Source organism: Streptomyces sp. NPDC006332 (genome assembly GCF_040612855.1).
Taxonomy (GTDB): domain Bacteria; phylum Actinomycetota; class Actinomycetes; order Streptomycetales; family Streptomycetaceae; genus Streptomyces.
This window is the reverse complement of record NZ_JBEXRA010000033.1, coordinates 54,504-73,586: the sequence shown is the minus strand read 5'-3', so window position 1 is coordinate 73,586 and position 19,083 is coordinate 54,504. Positions and strand designations below refer to the sequence as shown.

The 19,083-nt window shown below is 69.2% G+C and carries 9 protein-coding genes, 1 pseudogene and 1 riboswitch; all 10 genes and pseudogenes read right to left on the bottom strand.

From position 1 onward, the window contains the following. Position 1: 1 nt before the first annotated feature. Positions 2-169, bottom strand: a riboswitch (cyclic di-AMP (ydaO/yuaA leader). 192 nt (positions 170-361) lie between these two features. The 10 genes and pseudogenes from ABZ027_RS27065 to ABZ027_RS27020 all read right to left on the bottom strand — a co-directional run bounded on the left by ABZ027_RS27065 (position 362) and on the right by ABZ027_RS27020 (position 18,895). Then, complete coding sequence (locus ABZ027_RS27065; protein WP_356772743.1) at positions 362-1,387, bottom strand: transglycosylase family protein; 1,026 nt, start codon at positions 1,385-1,387, stop codon at positions 362-364. Positions 1,388-1,511: 124 nt separating this feature from the next. Next, positions 1,512-2,825 (bottom strand): cytochrome P450, encoded by a 1,314-nt coding sequence (locus ABZ027_RS27060; protein ID WP_356772741.1) that lies wholly within the window; start codon positions 2,823-2,825, stop codon positions 1,512-1,514. Between the two features lie 31 nt (positions 2,826-2,856). Then, positions 2,857-3,873, bottom strand: coding sequence for a nucleoside triphosphate pyrophosphohydrolase (locus ABZ027_RS27055; protein WP_356772794.1), 1,017 nt, complete (start codon positions 3,871-3,873; stop codon positions 2,857-2,859). A 163-nt stretch (positions 3,874-4,036) separates the two neighbouring features. Then, positions 4,037-4,684 carry a SurA N-terminal domain-containing protein gene (locus ABZ027_RS27050; protein WP_356772739.1) on the bottom strand — a complete coding sequence of 216 codons (648 nt, stop codon included), beginning with the start codon at positions 4,682-4,684 and terminating at the stop codon, positions 4,037-4,039. A gap of 157 nt (positions 4,685-4,841) precedes the next feature. Beyond that, the gene (locus tag ABZ027_RS27045; protein WP_356772737.1) at positions 4,842-5,387 is read right to left on the bottom strand and encodes a hypothetical protein; all 546 of its coding nucleotides are present in this window, start codon (positions 5,385-5,387) and stop codon (positions 4,842-4,844) included. A 154-nt stretch (positions 5,388-5,541) separates the two neighbouring features. Next, a complete protein-coding gene (locus ABZ027_RS27040; protein WP_356772735.1) occupies positions 5,542-5,871 on the bottom strand; it encodes a hypothetical protein in 330 nt (109 codons plus the stop codon). 46 nt (positions 5,872-5,917) lie between these two features. Then, a complete protein-coding gene (locus ABZ027_RS27035) occupies positions 5,918-6,745 on the bottom strand; it encodes a glycoside hydrolase domain-containing protein (protein WP_356772733.1) in 828 nt (275 codons plus the stop codon). A gap of 353 nt (positions 6,746-7,098) precedes the next feature. Further along, a pseudogene (locus tag ABZ027_RS27030) lies at positions 7,099-7,240 on the bottom strand (ATP-binding protein); the annotation flags it as partial. A gap of 189 nt (positions 7,241-7,429) precedes the next feature. After that, complete coding sequence (locus ABZ027_RS27025; protein WP_356772731.1) at positions 7,430-7,825, bottom strand: DUF5959 family protein; 396 nt, start codon at positions 7,823-7,825, stop codon at positions 7,430-7,432. A gap of 12 nt (positions 7,826-7,837) precedes the next feature. After that, complete coding sequence (locus tag ABZ027_RS27020) at positions 7,838-18,895, bottom strand: LamG-like jellyroll fold domain-containing protein (RefSeq protein WP_356772729.1); 11,058 nt, start codon at positions 18,893-18,895, stop codon at positions 7,838-7,840. Between the last annotated feature and the right edge of the window lie 188 nt (positions 18,896-19,083).

Genomic DNA, 19,083 nt, shown 5'->3' with positions numbered 1-19,083 from the left:
TTGATCCCCTCACCGACGCCTGCGAGGTGAGCTGTCGGGTTCGGGCCGGTTGAGTTGCCCGGCCGCATCCCTTCCGGGACGCGGCTTCACCCCAAGCCGGGTCCAGCTCAACTGCTGAGCCCGGCGCCTACCTTGGGTCCCCCGCTCCTGCCTACGGCGCTTGACGCGACGACTGTTCCCGTACGGCCGCTGGCAGGATTCGGCGTTGCGGCAGCCGGGGCTCGTGTTGGCGAGCGGTCCGACGTTAGACACGCGATCCGTGGAATATCAAAGACGATCAGGTCTTCTGAGACTCATCCCACACTTTCACCAAACAGGACATTCAGCGCGAAGTGTGACGTGAACTTCCGCCGGTTTAGCCCTATTCGGCACCAAGTCCAAGGGTCTGACCGGGGGAGATATGACTTGGGTCGGAGCCGATCGCCTGCTTGTTCTCCTCGTAGAGGGCGCGCCACCCTCCCTGGAGGTCGAGGGAGCCGGCGATGGACTCAAGGGTGTCCCCGAGACGGACGGTGTACGAGTCACGACCGGCGGCATGACGGCCGCCGGCGGTGCCGGCGTCGGCGGCGTCGACAGCCGCGCCCTCGTCGGCGCTGCCGCCGCGGTGCTTGCCGCCACCGAGGGCCCCGGTGTCCACCAGACTCGAAGAGCCGCCCACCCGCCAGGAGTTGCCCGAGTCGCCCGAGTCGTCCTGTTTCGCCGTACCGGTGGAGGTATCTCCGGAGTCCTGCGAGTCACTGGATTCGGATCCGGAATTACCGGACTTGCCGGGCTCAGCCGAATTACCCGCACGACTCGAACCGTCCGACGCCCCGGAGGAATCGGACGACGAGCCGGAGGGGCTGTCCGACGCGGAGGCCGAAGGCGTGCCCGACGTGTCGCTCGAGGATCCACTCCCGGACGAATCGGCCGATGAACCTTCAGAGTCGGACAAGCCGGACGAACCCGAGTCGTTCGAGGCGCCCGAGCCCGTGTCGGCCCCCAGACCCGTGTCCACGTCGGCCGCCTGGGAGTCCTTGGTGAGCCCGTTGAGCAGCCCACAGGTGGACCAGTAGCCGACACCCTGGTCGGCCAGGATCTTCTCGGCGACGGCGATCTGCTGGTTGCGGCTGGCCTGGTCGGCGCGCGCGGCGTAGTCAAGTCCGCCGTACTGATCCCAGTCCTTCTGCGCGATGTGGAGGCCGCCGTAGTAACCGTCGCCTTCGTTCGCGCTCCAGGAGCCCTCGGTCTCGCAGTTGGCGACCTGGTCCCACGTGGTTCCGGTGGCCGCGCTGGCGCCGGTTGCGCCGAGCAGCGGGATCGCGATGGCGGAGCCGGTCACTCCGGCCGCGACGAAAAGAGCCGGAGCCTGACGGGGGCGACGATGCCGGCCGTTCCCGGAGAGCATGCGGAGACCTTTCGCGAGACAACAGTGACCGCACGGCGGGTGACATTCGCCGCCGCGTTGATCCGTGAACGTATAGGCAGACGATCACTTGTCACAAGTTAATGCCGCGTAGATCACGTGAAGATCACAGGTTTGAAGGCGTGTCACCTTTACGCAGGTGAGGGGCTCGACCACGTGGCGTGAACTCGACGGGCAGGGTACGCAGTCCGCGCATGATGAGCCCGCCGCGCCAGCGCAAATCGGCCGAATCCACGGCGAGTCGCAGGTCCGGGAGGCGGGTGAGGAGCGTCCCGAGGGCACTCTGGCCCTCCAGCCGGGCGAGGGGCGCGCCAAGACAGTAGTGGATGCCGTGGCCGTATCCGAGGTGTTGGTTGTCACTCCGTGAGAGGTCGAGCACATCCGGATCGGCGAACCGCTCCGGATCCCGGTCCGCGGCGGCGAGTACGACGAGCACGGGGTCGCCGGCCGCGATGTCCTGTCCGCCGATGCTGACCGGCCGGGTGGCGAACCGCCAGGTGGCGAGCTCGACGGGGCCGTCGTAGCGCAGGAGTTCCTCGATGCCGGTCTCCAGGAGGCCGCGTTCGCCGGCGGCGAGGGATCGCTGGAGGCGGGCGCGCTGGTCGGGGTGGGTGAGCAGGGCGTAGGTGCCGTTGCCGATGAGATTGACGGTGGTCTCGAACCCGGCGAACAGCAGGATGAAGGCCATCGCGGCGGCCTCGTTCTCGGTGAGGTGCTCGCCGTGGTCGGAGGCTCGGATGAGCCCGGAGATGAGGTCCTCGCCGGCGGCGCTCTCGGCGGGGAGTGCCGCACGCTTGCGGTGGATGAGTTCGGCGAGATAGCCGCGCATCTTCTTCACCGACCGCGCGACGCCACCGCGTGGCCCGCCCCCGTGACGGATCATCATGCCCGCCCAGTCACGGAAGTCGTCCTGGTCCTCGCGTGGGACGCCGAGCAGGTCGCAGATCGTGTAGATGGGGAGGGGGAACGCGAAGTCGTGAATCAGATCGGCACTCCCCTTCTCCACGAAGGCGTCGATCAGGTCGTCGGTCAGTTCCTGCACCCGAGGGGCGAATTCGGCGACCCGTCGCGGAGTGAACGCCTTCGACACCAGCCGACGGAGCCTCGTGTGGTCCGGCGGGTCGATGTTGAGCAGATGGGTCATCAACTCGGCCTTGCGCTCACCGGGGATACCGGTCTTGCCCTTGGCGTGCGCGGGCTCGTCGTGGTGCGCCGGGTTCTTCGAGAGTCGCTGGTCGGCGAGGGCCTGCTTGGCGTCGGCGTAGCGGGTGACCAGCCAAGCCTCCACGCCGCTCGGGAGCTTCGTCCGGTGGACGGGGGCATGCTCCCGGAGCCAGGCGTACGCCGGGTACGGGTCGGTGGCGAACTCCCAGGTGAAGAGTTCCGGGACTGAGCTCGTGGGAGTGGGCTGGTCGGTCACTCCCCGACGGTATCCGGATCGCCGGGACCCGTTAGCTTCCGAGCCCCTCGGCAGCCCGTATCGCGTCCCGGTAGGCCCGGGCGGCGACGCGCAGTGCCGCTTCCGGGTCCACTCCGGCCGCTTCCGCCCGGACCGCCTGGGTCAGCAGCTCGTAGCCGATGCCCTCGCCGCCCGGGAGCGGTACGTCGAGCTGCGCCGTGCGGACTCGTGACGCCAGCTTCGCCGCCAGGGCGAGGCCCGGCTGCCCCAGGGGTATGCCGTCGGTCACCGACTCGCGGCACTTCTCGATCGCCTTGGTGCGCAGCCAGTGCTCCTTGACCTCCTCGGGGGTCGTCGCCGTCTCGTCGCCGAAGACATGCGGGTGGCGGTGGATGAGTTTGGCGACGATGCCGCCGGCCACGTCGTCGATGGAGAAGGGGTCGGTGCCGTCCTCGGCGCGGCCCTCCTCCGCGATGCGGGCGTGGAAGACGACCTGGAGCAGAACGTCACCGAGCTCCTCCCGCAGTTCGTCGCGGTCGCCCTCCTCGATCGCCTCGACGAGTTCGTACGCCTCCTCGATGCCGTACTTCGCCAGGCCCTGGTGGGTCTGCCGGGACGACCAGGGGCACTCGGCGCGGATGCGGTCCATGACCTGGACGAGGTCGAGGAGGCGGGCGCCCGGGAGGTCGTAGGAGGCGGGCAACAACTCCAGCTCCGGCATCGAGACCCGGCCCGATCCGGCGAGGCGGGCCAGGCCGTCGGTGAGGGTGGACTCGCCCTCACCGGTCGCGACCACGACCACCGTCTTCCCCCCGGCGCACGCGGCGACCAGTTCTTCGGCGGTGGGGGACGCCTCGTCGACGGTTATCCCGGCCTCGCGCAGATACGGCAGCTGCGGATGCGCGCCGTCCGCGCACAGCACGCGATCGGCGGCGTGCAGTGCCTGCCAGGCAGGCCAGGACAGCAGTCCGGGTGCGACACGGTGACTGGTGGTGAGCAGGACGACACGGCCGGGGGCGGGGTCGGCGTCCGGGGGGTGACCTGGGGTCGAGGCGGCTTCGGGGCTGATTGCGTTCACCATTCGAAGCTAACGCACGCCGCCGGGCGGGCGATCAGGTTGTCCACAGACACAGGGGGGCGGTGCGATCGTATGAACATCTCTCGTGTGGGCGTCCCGGCGTACCGTCACGCCTCCCCGCCCGCCCCGCGTCAGCGCATGCTCACGCTCACGCTCACGCCGTTTGATCGGTCACCGACACCGTGACCTCGCGTACCCATGGCGTCTTCGCGTCGACGCGGCTGCTCTTCTTCACGTCCCAGGTGCCGTAGCGCGGGTTGAGGTCGATGCCGAGTTCCTTGGAGGCCTTGGCGAGGACGCTCCAGAAGGCGGGGTCACGTGTGTCGGTGCCGAGCTTGGCGGCGAGCTTCTGGGCCTCCAGCTGGAGGCGGAGGTTCTCGTCGAGGCGCTCGGGGGCGATGCCGTACTCCTGGAGCCAGGCGGTCTCCAGCGCCTGGGCTCCGCCGGTCTGCTGCTCCAGGCCGGCCCGCATCTGCTGGATCTCCTTGCGGCTGACACTCACGCCCGCGTCGTCGGCGGCGCGGTGCAGCACCTGGTCGAGGACCATGTTGTGCAGGGTGTCCCGGGCCAGCGTGCCCGTCTTGGCGATGACCTGCTGGTACTGCGCTTCGTCCGGCACCGCCGCCCGCTGGGCGTCGCGCACCTCGCTCACCCGGTTCTCCAGCTGGGCGACGGTGATCCGCTGGTCGCCGACCACGGCCGCGGCGCCCGGATGCGCGTCGTTCCCGCAGGCGGTGAGGAGGGGGGCTGCGGCGATCGCGGCGGAGAGCAGGAGCGCGGTGCGACGGCGACGGCGGTGCAAGGAGACCTCCCGAGGAGATTGTGCGACGGTGCACAAGGTCTTGCGATGATCGATGTTAGGCAGTGGGCAGGCTCTGGCCAACCCATTGGACCAACGATTCACCAGGACTTCGGGCACCGCCGCGCCTGCTCCCCGCCCTCACCGTGCGGGGCGGTGTTCAGTCCCGCCCGGCCACCGCCCGCTCGACGGCGTCGGCGACACCGGCCCGCACCCCGTCGCCGGCGCGGACGGCGGTCACGTTGGAACCGCCCGCCTTGCCGTCGCCCACCAGCACGAAACCCACCTTGCGGTGCTGCGGCGCGGTCTGCGCGGCGGCCGTGACCTCGGGCTTTCCAACGGCGAGGACGACTTCGCAGGAGCGCTGGAGCATGCCGTTGAGGAACGGTCGCGCATTCCCCGCGCTCTGCTCTCCGGTCACCTGCGCGTAGCTCACGCGTGCGTGCGTCTTCGCGGAGGCGTCCTGCATGCCCTGCCAGACCTCGGCCTCGGCCCCGGCGGTGATGCCCTTCTCACCGGTGAGCAGACAGGCGTCCGCTTCGGTGTAGTGCCGGGCCCGGGTCTCCGGGACGGGCGGCCGGTCGTCACCCTGGTTGAGGAGTACGAGGGTCACGACCACCGCGGCGACGACGGCGACCGCCCCCGTCGCCAGCGCGATGGTGCGCCCGCGCAGCGAGCGCAGCCACGCGACGACGGCCCTCCCCACGACCGCGGTCCGTCCGGCCGCTCCGGCTCCCCCGATCCGTCCGGTCCCTCCGGACCGTTCCTGGCGGGCGGAGCGCGCCCGCGACACCTGTCTCACTTGCTTGCCCACTGCTTTCCTGCTTTCGAACTTTGTACTGCTTTGTGCTGCGTCGCCGTCAGCGCTGTCCGGACCGGCGGGGCCAGACCGTCCATGCGTGCAGCGAGGCGCCCACCATCGACAGCAGGATCAGCAGCAGGTCGGACGCGAACAGCACGCCGTGGGTGTCGTCCGGGGTCAGCCCGAGTTCGGCGACCCAGGCCACCAGGACCGCGCTGAAACCGGCGAAGGCCCACAGGTCGGCGCGGGCGCGCCGCCGCAGCGCGAGCACGAGCGAGGGCACGGGGCACAGCAGGCCCAGGCTGACCAGGGGCAGCACCGCGAACCCGGCTCGCACCGCGGTCGCGCGCAGCACCGGCGCGGCGAAAACCTTCGCCGGTCTCAGCATCCTTGTCATCCCCGCACCCGTGTCATCCCCGCACCCGACTTCGGCGTCAGCCGACGATGGCGACCGGCGCGTCCCACGCGTCGCGGTCCACGGTGATCGTGTAACCGTTCCGCGTCTCCTTGCTGTTGACGAGGTACTGGTGGCCGCGGCTGTGGTCGGTGAACTGGGTGGCACCCCACGGCCAGTCGGTGGTCGTGGTGTTCTGCTTGTCCCACAGCGCGTACCAGAGGTTGCCCGGCAGGTCCGTCTTGTCCTTCGCCGTGGCGATGGCCTTGGCGCTGGAGCTGGTGAAGCCGTAGTAGCCGCCACGGTAGATCTTGCCGCGCAGTGTCTTGGTGAAGGAGCGGACGTACGTCAACACGGCGTTGTTGCACGACGTGTTCGTGATGTCGTACGGCTCCATGTCGAGGTAGATGGGGCTGCCCGCCTTCATGCCGAGGGCGGACGCCTTGGACACCGCGTCGGCCGCGTCGGTCGCGCCGAGGGAGGCCGCGTTGGTGGCCGTGAGCTTCTCGGGGTTGGAGCTGGTCTGGCAGGGCGGCTGGGCGCCGACGTAGATCGGTATGAGCTTCCAGCCGGCGGTGTTGACCGACTTCACCCAGGAGTTGGTGAGGTTGGGCTGGGAGCAGCCGCGGTTCTTGCCGCCGACGTAGACGGCGGCGGCGCCGTAGAGGCCGCCCTTCCATGCCTTCATGGCGTTCAGCGAGGGAGCGGTGCAGGTGTCGAAGGCGCGGCCGGTGTACGTCTTCTGGGCGGGCCAGGCGGTGGCGGCCATGGAGGTCTGCGCGGCGATCCCGCCCCCCGCGACGACGGCAGCGCCGGCGACCGCCCACGTGATGTATCTGCGCTTCCTGGACTGCCGGTGCTCGGCCATGTCCCACCCCTTCATGCGTACGTCGTTTTCGCGTACGCGCCTGAGCGGCGTACGGCGTCGCGTGACGACGGCGTACGTCAGCCCGAACCAAGTTTCTCTGAGCCCCCGAGACGGCGCGGCGGTACGGCGATCACGTCGATGACGACGGTGACAGCGACCTTCATCCTGCGCGCGAAGGGAAGAGAACCGTAACTGACGGCGCCTCACCGATCGGGCAATATCACCTCTTGATCACCACAAGATTCCCTCAAGTCCCGGCAAAAACACGCACAGTGCACCCACTTCGAAGTCACAGAACCGGCCAAACCGGCACCTTGGCCGGACCACCCGTACGGACGGTGAGCCCGTCGCCCTTACGCGACTGCCAGCTCGCACCACACGAATTCGCCCCGCCCACCACCCTCCCCGGCCGACGGCTGCCAGCCGCAGAGGTCGGCACAGGCCCGCACCAGCGCCAGTCCGCGCCCGTCCCTCCAACTCGCCCAACTCGTCCAACTCGCTGAACTCGTCCAGTTCGTCGGCAGGCCGGTCGAGCACCCGTGACGGCTCGGGCGGCTCGGACGGCTCGGGGTCGGCATCCCAGGCCCTTGCCGTCACTGTGGTCGTCACGCACCCCAGAAAGCCCCACCGGCAACCCGGCCGGTGAGGCTTTTTTCTGGCAATTTGAAGGATTAGCTTCTACTTCTATCGCAAGTTTTCGATGAAGCGGCGGATGCGTGCCTGATGGTCGGAGATCCACCCATCTTCCAGGGCAATCGGGATGCGGACGGTCACCATGGAGATGGATTCGTCCTCCACGACAACCTCTGGGCAATCCCGTTCGCCTTCGAGCTGGACGCTCACCGTAGGGCCGCGATCCATCTGCATCCACGTGACGTCCTGCCCCAGAGACAGCACGTCCAGCGCCTGGGCCCAGGCTTCGAGCTTGGACTGGGAGAGGACGAGGAGAGTGCTGCCCTTGACGAACAGGCTAGTAATCTCGATCTGCGCTTCCCAGAAACCGCCATCCATTGATGACTGCACAACGATCCGGACTTCGTTTTCAAAATCGGTCAGCCGTACGAGCTCAAACGGAAACATGTTTATCCACCCTCACCCGACCAGAAACTGAGCTGCAGTGGACCAACCGTTATCGTCGAACGCGCTTATATCGACCCTGAACGGAACATTAGATCCTGGTAGATATCTCGGCGTCGCCTGAAACAGGATCTCATTCCCATTCGATACATGCGCGGCAATCGAGTCGCCGAATGCAGACATCGCCCCATTGTCCACCTTGGAATTTGTCCTGACGATATTGGCCGCCACCTTGCCATCTCCACCCAATGATTGCGGAAGGAGGTGACCTCTTGTATGGCCGGGGGAGTTCTTGACAAATCCCGGAGGGATGATCCTGCGACCAGCTTTGCTTCCCGTACCAAGATCCGCCGGGGTGATGATGGCCGTCACTCCTGTGCGCCGTTCATCAGAAAGCACCTGCCCATAGTCAGCGTCACCGCAATTGTGAACCAGGACCGGCGTAGCCCCCGCCAGCACATAGTACGTATGGAGGCTGCCGATCGTGAGGTCGTACGTCGTGGTGTTCGCGTGGTAGAGGCGGACGTCCGTGACCTCGGTCGTGCCGGTCGGGGTCTGGAGGACGTCGCCGGGCTTGAGGTCCTTGGCCTCGACGAAAGCCGACTGGGTCTCGTCGTAGAAGGGGTGGTGGAAGGTCGTCGTCAGGTGGGCGGCCTGTGCCGTCGCTCCGGACGCCGTGCTGACCGCCGCCACCGGCTGCGTCGCCGGCGTCCGGGCGTCGCCGTGACCGTGGCCGCCCGACAGGGCACCCAGCACCGCCGCCGACGCCGCCAGGCCGAACGCCGCCTTACGGGCGACCTTGTTGGCCAGCGACTTCGCCCCGGCCTTCGCCGCAGACTTTGCCTCAGCCTTCGGCACCTCGGTCGCAGAAGCAGCCGCCTTCCCGGCAGCCGTCGCCCCCGTCACCGACACATCCACAAAGTCCCGGTCAGTCCGCGTCACGATCACGTCCGTGACCTCGTGCGCCTCGGTACCCGAAGCTCCCGGTACGGAGTTGGCGATGGTGTCGCCCACCCGCACCCGGTCGATCGCCTTCGTCGAACCGTCGGACATCAGCACGCGCGTCGAACCGGTGAAGCTGTGCGGCATGGTCGGGACCCGGCAGCCCGGGCCCGACTCCCCGCCGGCCCCGCCCGCGTCGTCCGAGTGGGACTGCGCCCGGGTCCCGGCTCCCTCCGACTCCGCCCGCGACGCCGCCACCTCGGTGGCGTCCGTCGCCGCCGACTCCTCCGCTCCCGTCGCGCCCTTGCCGAAGAGCCCGCCGACGACCTTCATCGCCTTGGGGGCCGCCTTTGCCAGGAGCTTGCCGCCGATCTTGCCCAGGGCGCCGCCGAGCGCGCCGGCCACCGCGCCGGTCACCGCCGCGCCCGCGAAGGCGCCCGCGTCGCAGTCGTCGCCGCCGTTCTCGGCGCAGGCGAAGCCCTGCTCCACCAGGGAACCGACCGCGCCCGCCGCGGCCGCGCAGCCGATCGAGCCGACGCCGCCCGTCAGGGCCTCGCAGCCGGCGAAGACCGCCGTGGAGACCACGAAGGACGTGATCGCGGCCGCGTGGTGCTTGACGTACTTCGCTGTCGTCTTCGCCGCCTTGACGGTGGCGTGGTACGCGGTCCTCGTCGCGTGGGCGACCGCGTGGGCCGCCTTCTTCACGGCGTGCGTGACCTTCTTCGCTGCCTTCTTCACCGTGTGAACCACTCGGTGCACCGCATGGGAGACCTTGTGGTACGCGCTGTGCACGGCGTGGACGACCCTGTGATACGCGCGTCTGACGTGCCGTGCCGTGTAGTGGTAGACGCGGCGCACCACGTGCACCGTGGCGTGGTAGACGTCCCGCACGTGGTGCACGACCTTGCGGGCCGCGTGCTTGACGGCGTGGACGACCTTGCGGGCCGCGTGCTTGACCGCGTGGTAGACCTTGTGCGCCGCGTGCTTGACCGCGTGGTGCACCTTGTGCGCGACCTTCTTCGTGCCGCACACCACGTCGTACCAGGAGCAGTTGCCCGACTCGTCGGTGCCGGCGAGGGGGTTGTCGTCGACGTAGGCGAACGGGTTGGCCGAGACGGAGTTCGGCACCGGGTTCAGCGAGATGCTGTCCTTGTTGAGGAAGACTCCGGTGTCCGGGTCGTACCAGCGTGAGGCCGTGCCCACGTCGCCGGTGCCGGGTTCGGTCCAGCCGGACTGGAAGCCGAGGTGGCCCGCCAGTGACGCGGTGGACAGCACCTTGCCCAGCGGGTCGTACGACGCCGAACCGGTGAGCGTCGTCGCGCCGGAGGTGAACGTGCCGACCACGTCGTTGTGCTGGTCGGTCAGGGCCAGCACCCCGCTGCCGCCGGCCGGCTTGATGCCGACGCTGCCGCCCGCCGGGTCGTAGGAGTACGTGGCGTCGCCGTCCGACGCGATCGTGTTGCTCGCGCCCGAGTAGGCGAAGGTGCGCGTGGAGTTGTCGGAGTGGTCGGTGTCGGTGATGTTCCGGCCGGTGGCGTCCAGCGTGTAGGACTGGTCGCCCGCCACGATCTGGGCGCCGAAGCCGTCCGTCCGGTACGACACCGTGCCGCCGCCGGTCGACGTCTCCTGCGTCATCGTGCCGCGCGCCGAGTAGCTGTAGGAGTGCGTGCCGTCCGAGGTCAGCTCGTCGCGCTCGTCGTAGGTGTAGACGTCCGCCCCGCTGCGGACCCGGTTGCCGGAGGCGTCGTAGCCGTACGCCGTGGTCTTGGTGCCGTCGTTCCAGGACGTGAGGCGGTTGGCCCAGTCGTAGGTGTAGGTGTTGTCCGACGCGCCCGACACGCCCGTCGTCTTCTTCGACGTCAGGTTGCCGATCTTGTCGTAGCCGTAGGTGAAGCTCGCCAGGGTCGAGGCGCCCTGCGTCAGCACGTCGCTGGTCAGCTCGTGGGAGCTGTTGTAGCCGAAGGTGCGGGTCTGGCCGGTCGAGCCGTACTTGACGGTCTTGAGCGCGTTCAACTGGTCGTAGCCGTACGTCAGTTGGGTGCCGGTCGCCGCGTCGTCCAGGGACGACAGGCGGCCGGCCGTGTCGTAGCCGTAGGCCGTCCGGCCCGCGGCGTCGGTGCGGGAGGTCATCGCGCCGTCGTCGTTGTAGGCGAAGCTGGAGGAACCCGCCGAGCCCGAGGTGGTGAGCACGTCGCCGCGGTCGTCGTAGGTGAACGCGTCGTGCGTGGCGCTCTGGTGGTCCGCCTCGCCCGTGGTGCCCGCCTGGTCGGTGTCCGCGGACAGCACCCGGCCGTCGGCGTCGTAGTCGAAGCTGCGCCTGGCCGTCGCCGCGTCGGCGTCCGCGCCGGACATCGACTTCAGCTGACCGTTCACGTCATAGGTCAGCGCCGTCGTGACGCCGCCCGGCAGGGTCGCCGACGTCATCTGCCCGTCGGCGTCATAGGCGAAGGTCGTGGTCGAGTCGGCCGCGGAGGTGTACCTCGCGGTGGTCGGCTCGATGAGCTTCTCCTGCTGCCCCCATGGCGTGTACGTGTACCGCCAGGAGTTGCCGCGGCCGTCGGTGAAGCGGGTGCGGTTGCCGGCCGCGTCGTAGCCGAAGCTCGTGGTGATCGACGTGGTGGCGTCGACCGGCTGGATCTCCTGCGTGACGGTGCCGGCCGCGTCGTAGGTGAAGCGGCTGGTGTGACCGTTCGCGTCGGTGGCGGCGGTGAGGTTGCCGACGCCGTCGTAACTCTGCGAGGTCTCCCACAGCTTGTTGCCGAACACGTCGTAGCCGCGGGTGGCGGCCGGGTCGCCGGAGGCGTTGTAGTCGGTCTGCGTCGCGGTGCCGTCCGCCAGGGTGGTCTTCTGCGGGTTGCCCTGGAAGTCGTAGGTGTAGCCGGTGGTGTTGCCCGCCCCGTCGGTGACCGAGGTGACGTCGCCGGCCCGGTTGTAGCCGTACGTCGTCGTCACCCCGCCCGGCGAGGTGCTCGACGCGGCGTGCGCGCCGTACGGGTTGCCGGTGGTCACCGCGTAGGAGGTGGTCGCCGTCAGCGTCCTCGTCGACGGGTAGCGCTCCAGGGTCGTCTGTGTCAGCTGGCGGCCCAGGTAGTCGTACGTCGCCTGCGCCTGCGCGCCGGTGGCGTCCGTGGAGGACAGCGTCTCGCCGTTGGCGTCGTAGACGGCGTGCGTCTTGGTGCCGTCGGGCGCGGTGATCTGCGCGACGTTGCCCATCTGGTCGTACAGGTACGAGGTGGTCCGGCCGCCCGGCGTGGTGACCGAGGTCTGATTGCCCTCGCTGTCGTACGTCCACACGGTGGTGCCCGCGTCGGGTGCGGAGGCGCCCGCCGGGGTGTACGGCGGCAGGGTCTCGGAGACCTTGTCGCCCTCGGCGTCGTACACCGTCGTGGTGACCGGGCCGCTCGGGTCCTGCTCCTCGACGGCCTCGCCGAAGGTGTTGAAACCGCTGGTGGTGACCGGGCGCACGGTGGCGGCGGTCGTGCCGTCCGCTTCGGCCTGGACGGCGGGCGCGGTGGTGACCGCGAGGTTGCCCGCCTCGTCGTAGGCGTACTCGGTGGTGTGCTGCTCGGCGTCCGTCATGGACGTGGGCAGGCCGCGCTTGTCGTAGGTGTACTTCGTCGTCTGTTCGGTGGAGGAACCCACCGTGCCGCCACTGCGGCCCTTGCCGTACAGCGAGGAGATCTCGGAGGTCGACAGGGCCCGCTGGTAGGTCTGGACGTTGCCGACCGATCCGGCGACGACGTTGCCGACCGTGCCGTCGGCCTGCTGCGCGCCGCCGATCGACAGCGGCCCGGAGCCCGTCCACGGCGTGGCGTTGGTGGCCGTGCCGGCCTGCGCGCCGTCGACGTACAGCTTCATCGCCCCGTTGGTGGCGTCGAAGACGCCCACCAGGTGCGTCCACGTGTTCAGCGTGGGCGCCGCGGACGCGGAGGCGGAGGCGTAGGTCGGGGAGGCGACGTCCCCGCTGGGGGAGATGAAGCGGTAGACGCCCGTGCTGGACGAGTACTGCAGGTAGAACGACGATCTCGTGCTGCCGCCCTGCGCCACGAACGTGCGGTAGGTGGAGGTGTCGGCGAGGTTCACCCACGCCGAGACGGTGTAGGAGGCGCTGGTGTCCAGGACCGGGCTGTCGGTGGCGACGACGTCACCGGTGCCGGTGCTGGATCCGGCGAACTTGGCCGCGTCGCCCGTCCAGGTCACGCCGGGGCCCGCGGTCGCGGTGCTGCCGGTACCGGAGGAGTCCGTGACCGACCTGCCGGAGTCCTGGTTCAGCTTCCACCAGCCCGCCGGGTGACCTGAGGCGTCCCCGTACAGCGTCTCGCTGAGCAGGTTGCCCATGTCGTCGTAGGTGTTGGTGGTGGTGCGGTCGTAGCCGGAGGCGTCGTGCTCGTTCTCGGAGGCGACCTGGTCGTCCGGGGTGTACGACACCGCGGTCACGCGGTCCACGCCGGTCGGGTCGAGTTCGGTGGAGGTGGTGCGGGAGGCCGCGTCGACCTTGTACTTGGTGACCGTCTCGCCGTTGTCGGTGGTGGACTGCTGCAGGTTGCCGGCCGCGTCGTAGGTGTCCGACTCCAGCACATAGGTGCTCTTGCCGTCGGCACTGGACCGCTTCACCGTCGCGGTCAGACCGTCGTCGGTGTAGGTGTACGACGTGGTGTTGCCCATGGCGTCGGTGACCGACGCCAGCCGTCCGGCCGGGTCGTAGGCCCGGGAGGACTCGGTCAGCAGGGTCGCCGCCTGCGGGCTGACCGGGTCACCGGTGTACATCAGGCCCTGCGTGAGCAGGTTGCCGTTGTCGTCGTAGGTGTACCGGGTCTCGTTGCCGGCGCTGGTGACCTCCTTGGTCTTGTTGCCGGAGGTGTCGTAGGAGTACGTCGTCGTGTTGCCGGCCGGGGCGTCCTCGGCCGCGTTGGCGTCCGACTCCGTCAGCACGCGGTCGTAGGGGTCGTAGCTCCACGTCTGGGTGCGGGCCTGGTCGCCGCCGCTCGCGTCGGACACGGTCTGCGAGGTGACGTTGCCGTCCTCGTCGTAGACCGAGGTGGTGACGGCGGCGTGGGTGGCGCCGGTGACGCGGTCGGTGAGCTGCGGGTCGTGCTCCGCCACGACCTGACCTGCGGCGTCGTAGGTGTACGCCGTCACCAGGCCGCCCGGGTAGGTGTCGGAGACCACCTTCTGGCTGAGGACCTGGCCGAGACCGTCGTAGGTGTACGAGGCCTTCAGCCCGACGGCGTCGGTGGTGCCGGCCACGTCGCCGTTCTTGAAGTACGACACCTGGTTGACCGCGCCGCCCGGGCTGACCGTCTTCACCGGCAGGCCCTTGGGCACCACGCCGCCGTCGGCGGACGGATAGGTGCTGGTGCCGTCGCTGTAGACGGTCGTGGTGGTGCGGCCGTCGGGGAAGCCGGGCACGGCCGGGCCGGTGATCGCCGTCTGGTTGCCCGCCGTGTCGTAGGTGTACGACGTCAGGTAGGTGGTGTCGGTCGCCGACGCCGACCGGCCGTCGCGCTCGGTCAGCAGCTGGTCGTTGCGCGGGTCGGCGGTGGTCAGCCGGTCGGTGGTGTCGTCCGGGTAGTACGTGTAGTACTCGGTGTTGCACCTGTTGGCGGCCTGGTCCTGGCAGGACGTCGAGGAGACCACGTTGCCGCGCACGTCGTGACCGGTGACGGTCATCGCCCCGTTGGGGTCGGTCACCGTGTGCTCGAAACCGGCGGAGTCGTAGCCGAAGCTGGTCTTGTGGCCGAGGCCGTCGGTCTGGGTCAGCGCGCGGTTGCCGTTGGTGACGTCATAGGTGTACGTCAGCGTCGAGTTGGTCGGCGAGGTGACCTTGACCGTCTCCACGGGCAGCAGGCCGGTGGAGTTCTTCGCGGCCTCGTACTGCTGGGCGACGTCCGCCGCGGACAACTGGGCGCGGTAGAGGGCGACCTCGGCGATGGAGCCCTTGAAGTAGCTCGCGTAGCCGGTGCTGCTGGTCGAGCTGGTGTGGGACTCGTCCGGCCAGTTGCCGCCGTTGAACCCGGCGCCGACGTAGGTGTACGGCTGCCCGGACATCGCGGCGGTGCCGGTCTGCGTGCCGACCAGGGTGCCGTCGAGGTACAGCGTCTGGCTGGTGGCACTGGTCGACAGCACCACGTGGTGCCACTTGCCGTCGGTGACGGCTGTTGCGGAGACGAGCGGCTTGGGGGATCCACCGGAGAAGTAGTACTCGCCGTGGAGTTTGCCGCTGCTGCCCACGTACACCATGGGGGTGAAGCTCGTCGTGGTGGTCGCGGCCAGCGGGCCCTTGCTCGCGCCGAGCAGGACGCCGTTCGCGGTCGTGGTCTTGAACCACATGCTCGTCGACTCCGCGCCCGAGCCGGGCACCGAGCCGTTCGGCAGGGTCAGCGTGGAGGCGGTGCCGTCGAAGGTGGCGGCCTTCTGGTCGCTGAAGGGACCGGCGGTACCGAGCGTCACCGCGTTGTAGCCACCGTTGCCGCCGCGCACCTGGTCGACTGCCGTGGTCGCGCCCGCGGCCTCGTTCAGCCGGAAGTACTCGGAGGGCGCCTGGCCGAGAACCGCGCCGCGGTAGGTGTCGCTGGAGCCGGCGACGGACGGCGTGCCCATCTTCCACACGCCGCCGTTCTCGTCGGTGAGCTGCGTCAGCGCGGTGGTGTTGGCGTCGTACGACATGGTCGCGTACGTCTTGCCGGACGGCCGCGTGACGGAGGTGAGCAGGCTGGTGCTGTGGGTGCCGTAGGTGTAGAGGGCCTTGACGTCGGCGGCGACCAGCGGGCGGCTGTACCAGCCGGCGTTCGCGATGGAGCCGTTGAAGTAGGTGGCCTTGGCGTCCTTCCCGCTGTTCGGCTCGTCGGGCCAGTTGTCGCCGAGGAAGCCGGTGCCGAGGTAGTTGAAGGACTGGTTCTTGCCGAAGGCGACCGCGCTCTGGATGGAGATGGTGCCGGTGCGCGAGCCGACCTTGGCGCTGTCCAGGTACAGGGTCTGCGAGTTGCCGGCCGCGGACAGCACCACGTGGTGCCATTTGCCGTCGGCCACGGACGCCGAGGACACGATCGGGTTGACGCCGCCGCTGTACCAGAACTCGGCGTTCAGCTTGCCGTCGGTGCCGACGTAGACGGACGGCGTGTAGAAGCCGGCCGCCTGCCCGGAGCCGATCGGCTGGGAGGCGTACGAGTAGAGCACGCCCGGGCCCGCCGAGGTCTTGAACCACAGCGAGATCGCGCCCGAGTCGGTGTCGTTGCCGAGGTCCTTCGGCAGCGCGATGTCCGAGGAGGTGCCGTTGAAGCCGGCCGCCTTCGCGGAGGATCCGGTCAGGGGGCCGCTCTGGCCGAGGGTGACGTTCTCGTACGTCGCGTTGGTGGTGCCCTCGTTGCCGAGGACCGCGTCCTTGGCGGTGGTGCCGGAGGCCTCCGACAGCGGCCAGAAGGTGTGCGGGTCGAGGTCGAGGGCCGCGTTCTGGTAGCCGGAGCCGGTGGTGTAGCCGTACGTGGTGCACTTGGTGGTGGACACCGGCGAGCACACCTTGGTCAGCTGGTCGCCGGTGTAGCCGTAGGTCCACGTCTGCACGGTCGCGGTGTCGCCCGGCGTGACCGGGTCGGTGGACACGGTCGCCACGTGCGCGGCCAGCGCGCCGGAGGGGGTGTTCCAGGTCAGGTTCAGGGAGCGCCCGGAGACCGCGGAGGCCATCTTGGTGACGTGGCCGCCGCTCCAGGTGAGGTTCACCGAGCGGCCGTTGGCGTCGGTGACCGCGGTCAGGCCGTACCCGCCGGAGCCCAGGGACTGGGTGAACGTGTAGACGGTGTCGTCCTTGTCGGTCAGCGTGTAGCCGCCGGTGACCGTCTTGAAGGTGGCGAAGCGTCCGTTGCCGGAGGTGAAGGAACCGTCGCCGTTCTTGCCGTAGCCGACCTGCGAGCCGTCGGGGTAGGTGACCTGGACGCTGGCGACCGCGCCGGAGGCGGTGTACTGCTCGGTGGCCCTGGAGTCGAAGATGCTGGACCAGCCGGAGCCGAAGGCGCCCGTCCAGCGCGGGTCGCGGGAGTTGTAGTCGCGGTCGACGTCCAGCGACGGGCCGACGGTGGAGATCGAGGCGTCGGTGTCGGAGGTCGTGTAGTTGCCGATGGCCGCGTCGAAGCCGTGGTCGCTGCTGTTCTGCGACAGGCCGGAGGTGATCACGGTCTGCGGGACCTGCACGGACAGCTCGTACGGCGTGGCCGGCGAGTACAGGTTGGTGGCGGAGTCGTACGCCTGGACGGTCCAGGAGTAGGACTTGCCCCAGGCGAGCTTGCCGGCGGGCGCGATCCAGTCGCCGGTGGAGACCAGGCCGGAGTCGGCGACCTTGGTGCCGCTCGCGTCGTAGACCCGGAACAGGTACTGGTTGCCGCTGCCGCTGGTGGAGTTGGCGCCGCCCGCCCAGGCCGTGAACTCCGGTGTGGTGGTGCCCACCACGGCGTTGTCGGCGGGGAACTGCTCGTACAGCTGCGGGGCGGTGTTGCCGGTGTAGGTGACCTCGATCCACGGGCCCTTGTTCGGGTCGTTGAAGGAGCCGAACTGCTTCCAGTGCAGGGCGTCGGTGGTCGAGGCGTACACCGCAAGTCCGTTGTCGGCGCTCGCGCCGCTGAACCAGCCCTGGATCGCGGACGTCGACAGCGGGACGGTCACCCAGTCGCCGACGCTGCGGTCGGCGCCGGTGTTGGCGCAGGCGTTGGGCACGCTCGGGGTGGCGTTGCCGATGGAGGAGCCCTTGGCGGGGCCCGGGTAGCTGGTGACGGACTCCGGGGTCCAGGCGCTGGTCACCAGGGCCACGTCGAACCGCTCGGGGGTGCAGGTGGCGGCCCAGGTGTCGAACAGGTGCAGGGACGCGGAGGTGACGGTGGCCTTGCTGCCGTCCCAGGCGGTGTCCCAGTGGTTGACGAAGCTGTTCGCCGCGTGGGTGCCGGAGTCGTAGGAGCCGACCTTGACGGTCTGCTCGTAGGAGTGGTCGATGTTGTTGCCGGTCCCGGACTCCGCGTAGGTGGTGGTCCAGCCGTCCTGGACGGTCGGGTCGACGGTGACCGGGAACACCCGCTCGTCGCTGTGCAGCCAGGCGCTGTCCAGGGTCACCCGCAGCGCGTAGCCGTCCTCGGTGCGGACCAGTTCCGTGGTGACGTCGTGGGTGGTGGCCGGGTCACCGGAGCGGCGGTTCACCTTCGAGTCGTACGCGTACGCCGGAGGGATGCGCTCGACGGTCTTGCCGGCCGAGTCCCGCAGGTCGATCCAGCCGGTGTCGCGCTGGACGGGCGTGAGGCCCTTGAGGCTGAGGGGGAAGGTCCAGGTGTTGCCGGCGTCCGCGGAGTGCAGGACGACGGACTCCTTGACGCCGGTCGCGGTGGGGGCGACCGCGAGGTCGGTGTCGTCGAGGACGTTCGCGTACGTGACGGTCGAGCCGTCAGCGGTGCCCTGGACGGGGGCGGCGCCCTGCAGGGCGTAGGCGACGCGGTGCTTCTCGTCAGAGGTGAGGGAAGCGAGGAGGGGATCGGTGGCGTCGGCGGCGAAGTCGACGGCGAGGGAGTTGGCCTTCTCGTGCCAGCGCCCGTCCGGACCCGCCCGCACGTCGACGTCGATCGGCGCCCATCGTCCGTCGCCGACCTGGTAGTTGACGGGGGTCGGGGATATTCGGCGGGTGACGGAGCCGTCGGCGTTGTCGTAGACGGTCTCGTTGCGCGCGGACTTGGCGGCGCTGCGCTTGCTGGTCTTGGCGTTGAAGCGGGCGGCGACGGCGCTGCGCCCCTTGTGCACGGTGGCCTTGTGCGCGTGGTACCCGGGCAGTTCACCCTTGCCCTTGCCGGGGGCGTGGCCCTTGCCGCGGTGGGCCGCGGTCGCTGAGGCGGGCACCTGGTGGCGGTGGCCGGCGGCCATGCCGGACTGCTGGTGGGGCAGCTTGCCCCAGTGCGGATCGGTGAACCACGACGCCAGCGAGGACAGGCTCATGCTCGGCAGCTCGACGCGGCCCAGCTGCCTTCCCTCGGCGACGGCCTGATCGGTCGTCAGCATCAGGACGAGGGTGGTGAGCACGAGCGCGGCGACTCCGCGCAGCGCGCGGCGGGTGCGGTGGGGACGGCGTACGGAGCGCGCGCGATTGAGCGGCCGGTGGGGCAGCACGGCTTGGTCTCCAGATGAAGAGAAATCGACAAAGAAGCCTGCCGATCTTGCCATCTGTGAAGATTGTATGAATGCACCGTGGAGGCGGACTTGTGCAGTTCTTGACCACTCCTCACCGAACCTGACCGCTTTTCAGCCCGTCTGCACCTTTGCGATTTGGAAGATTCTTTGCCGGTGCCCAGGATGTG

Bases quoted from the DNA above. Each gene is read 5' to 3' on its own strand.
- ABZ027_RS27065 (WP_356772743.1), bottom strand. From the start codon at position 1,387: ATGCTCTCCGGGAACGGCCGGCATCGTCGCCCCCGTCAGGCTCCGGCT.
- ABZ027_RS27040 (WP_356772735.1), bottom strand. From the start codon at position 5,871: ATGCTGAGACCGGCGAAGGTTTTCGCCGCGCCGGTGCTGCGCGCGACC.
- ABZ027_RS27025 (WP_356772731.1), bottom strand. From the start codon at position 7,825: ATGTTTCCGTTTGAGCTCGTACGGCTGACCGATTTTGAAAACGAAGTC.
- ABZ027_RS27035 (WP_356772733.1), bottom strand. From the start codon at position 6,745: ATGGCCGAGCACCGGCAGTCCAGGAAGCGCAGATACATCACGTGGGCG.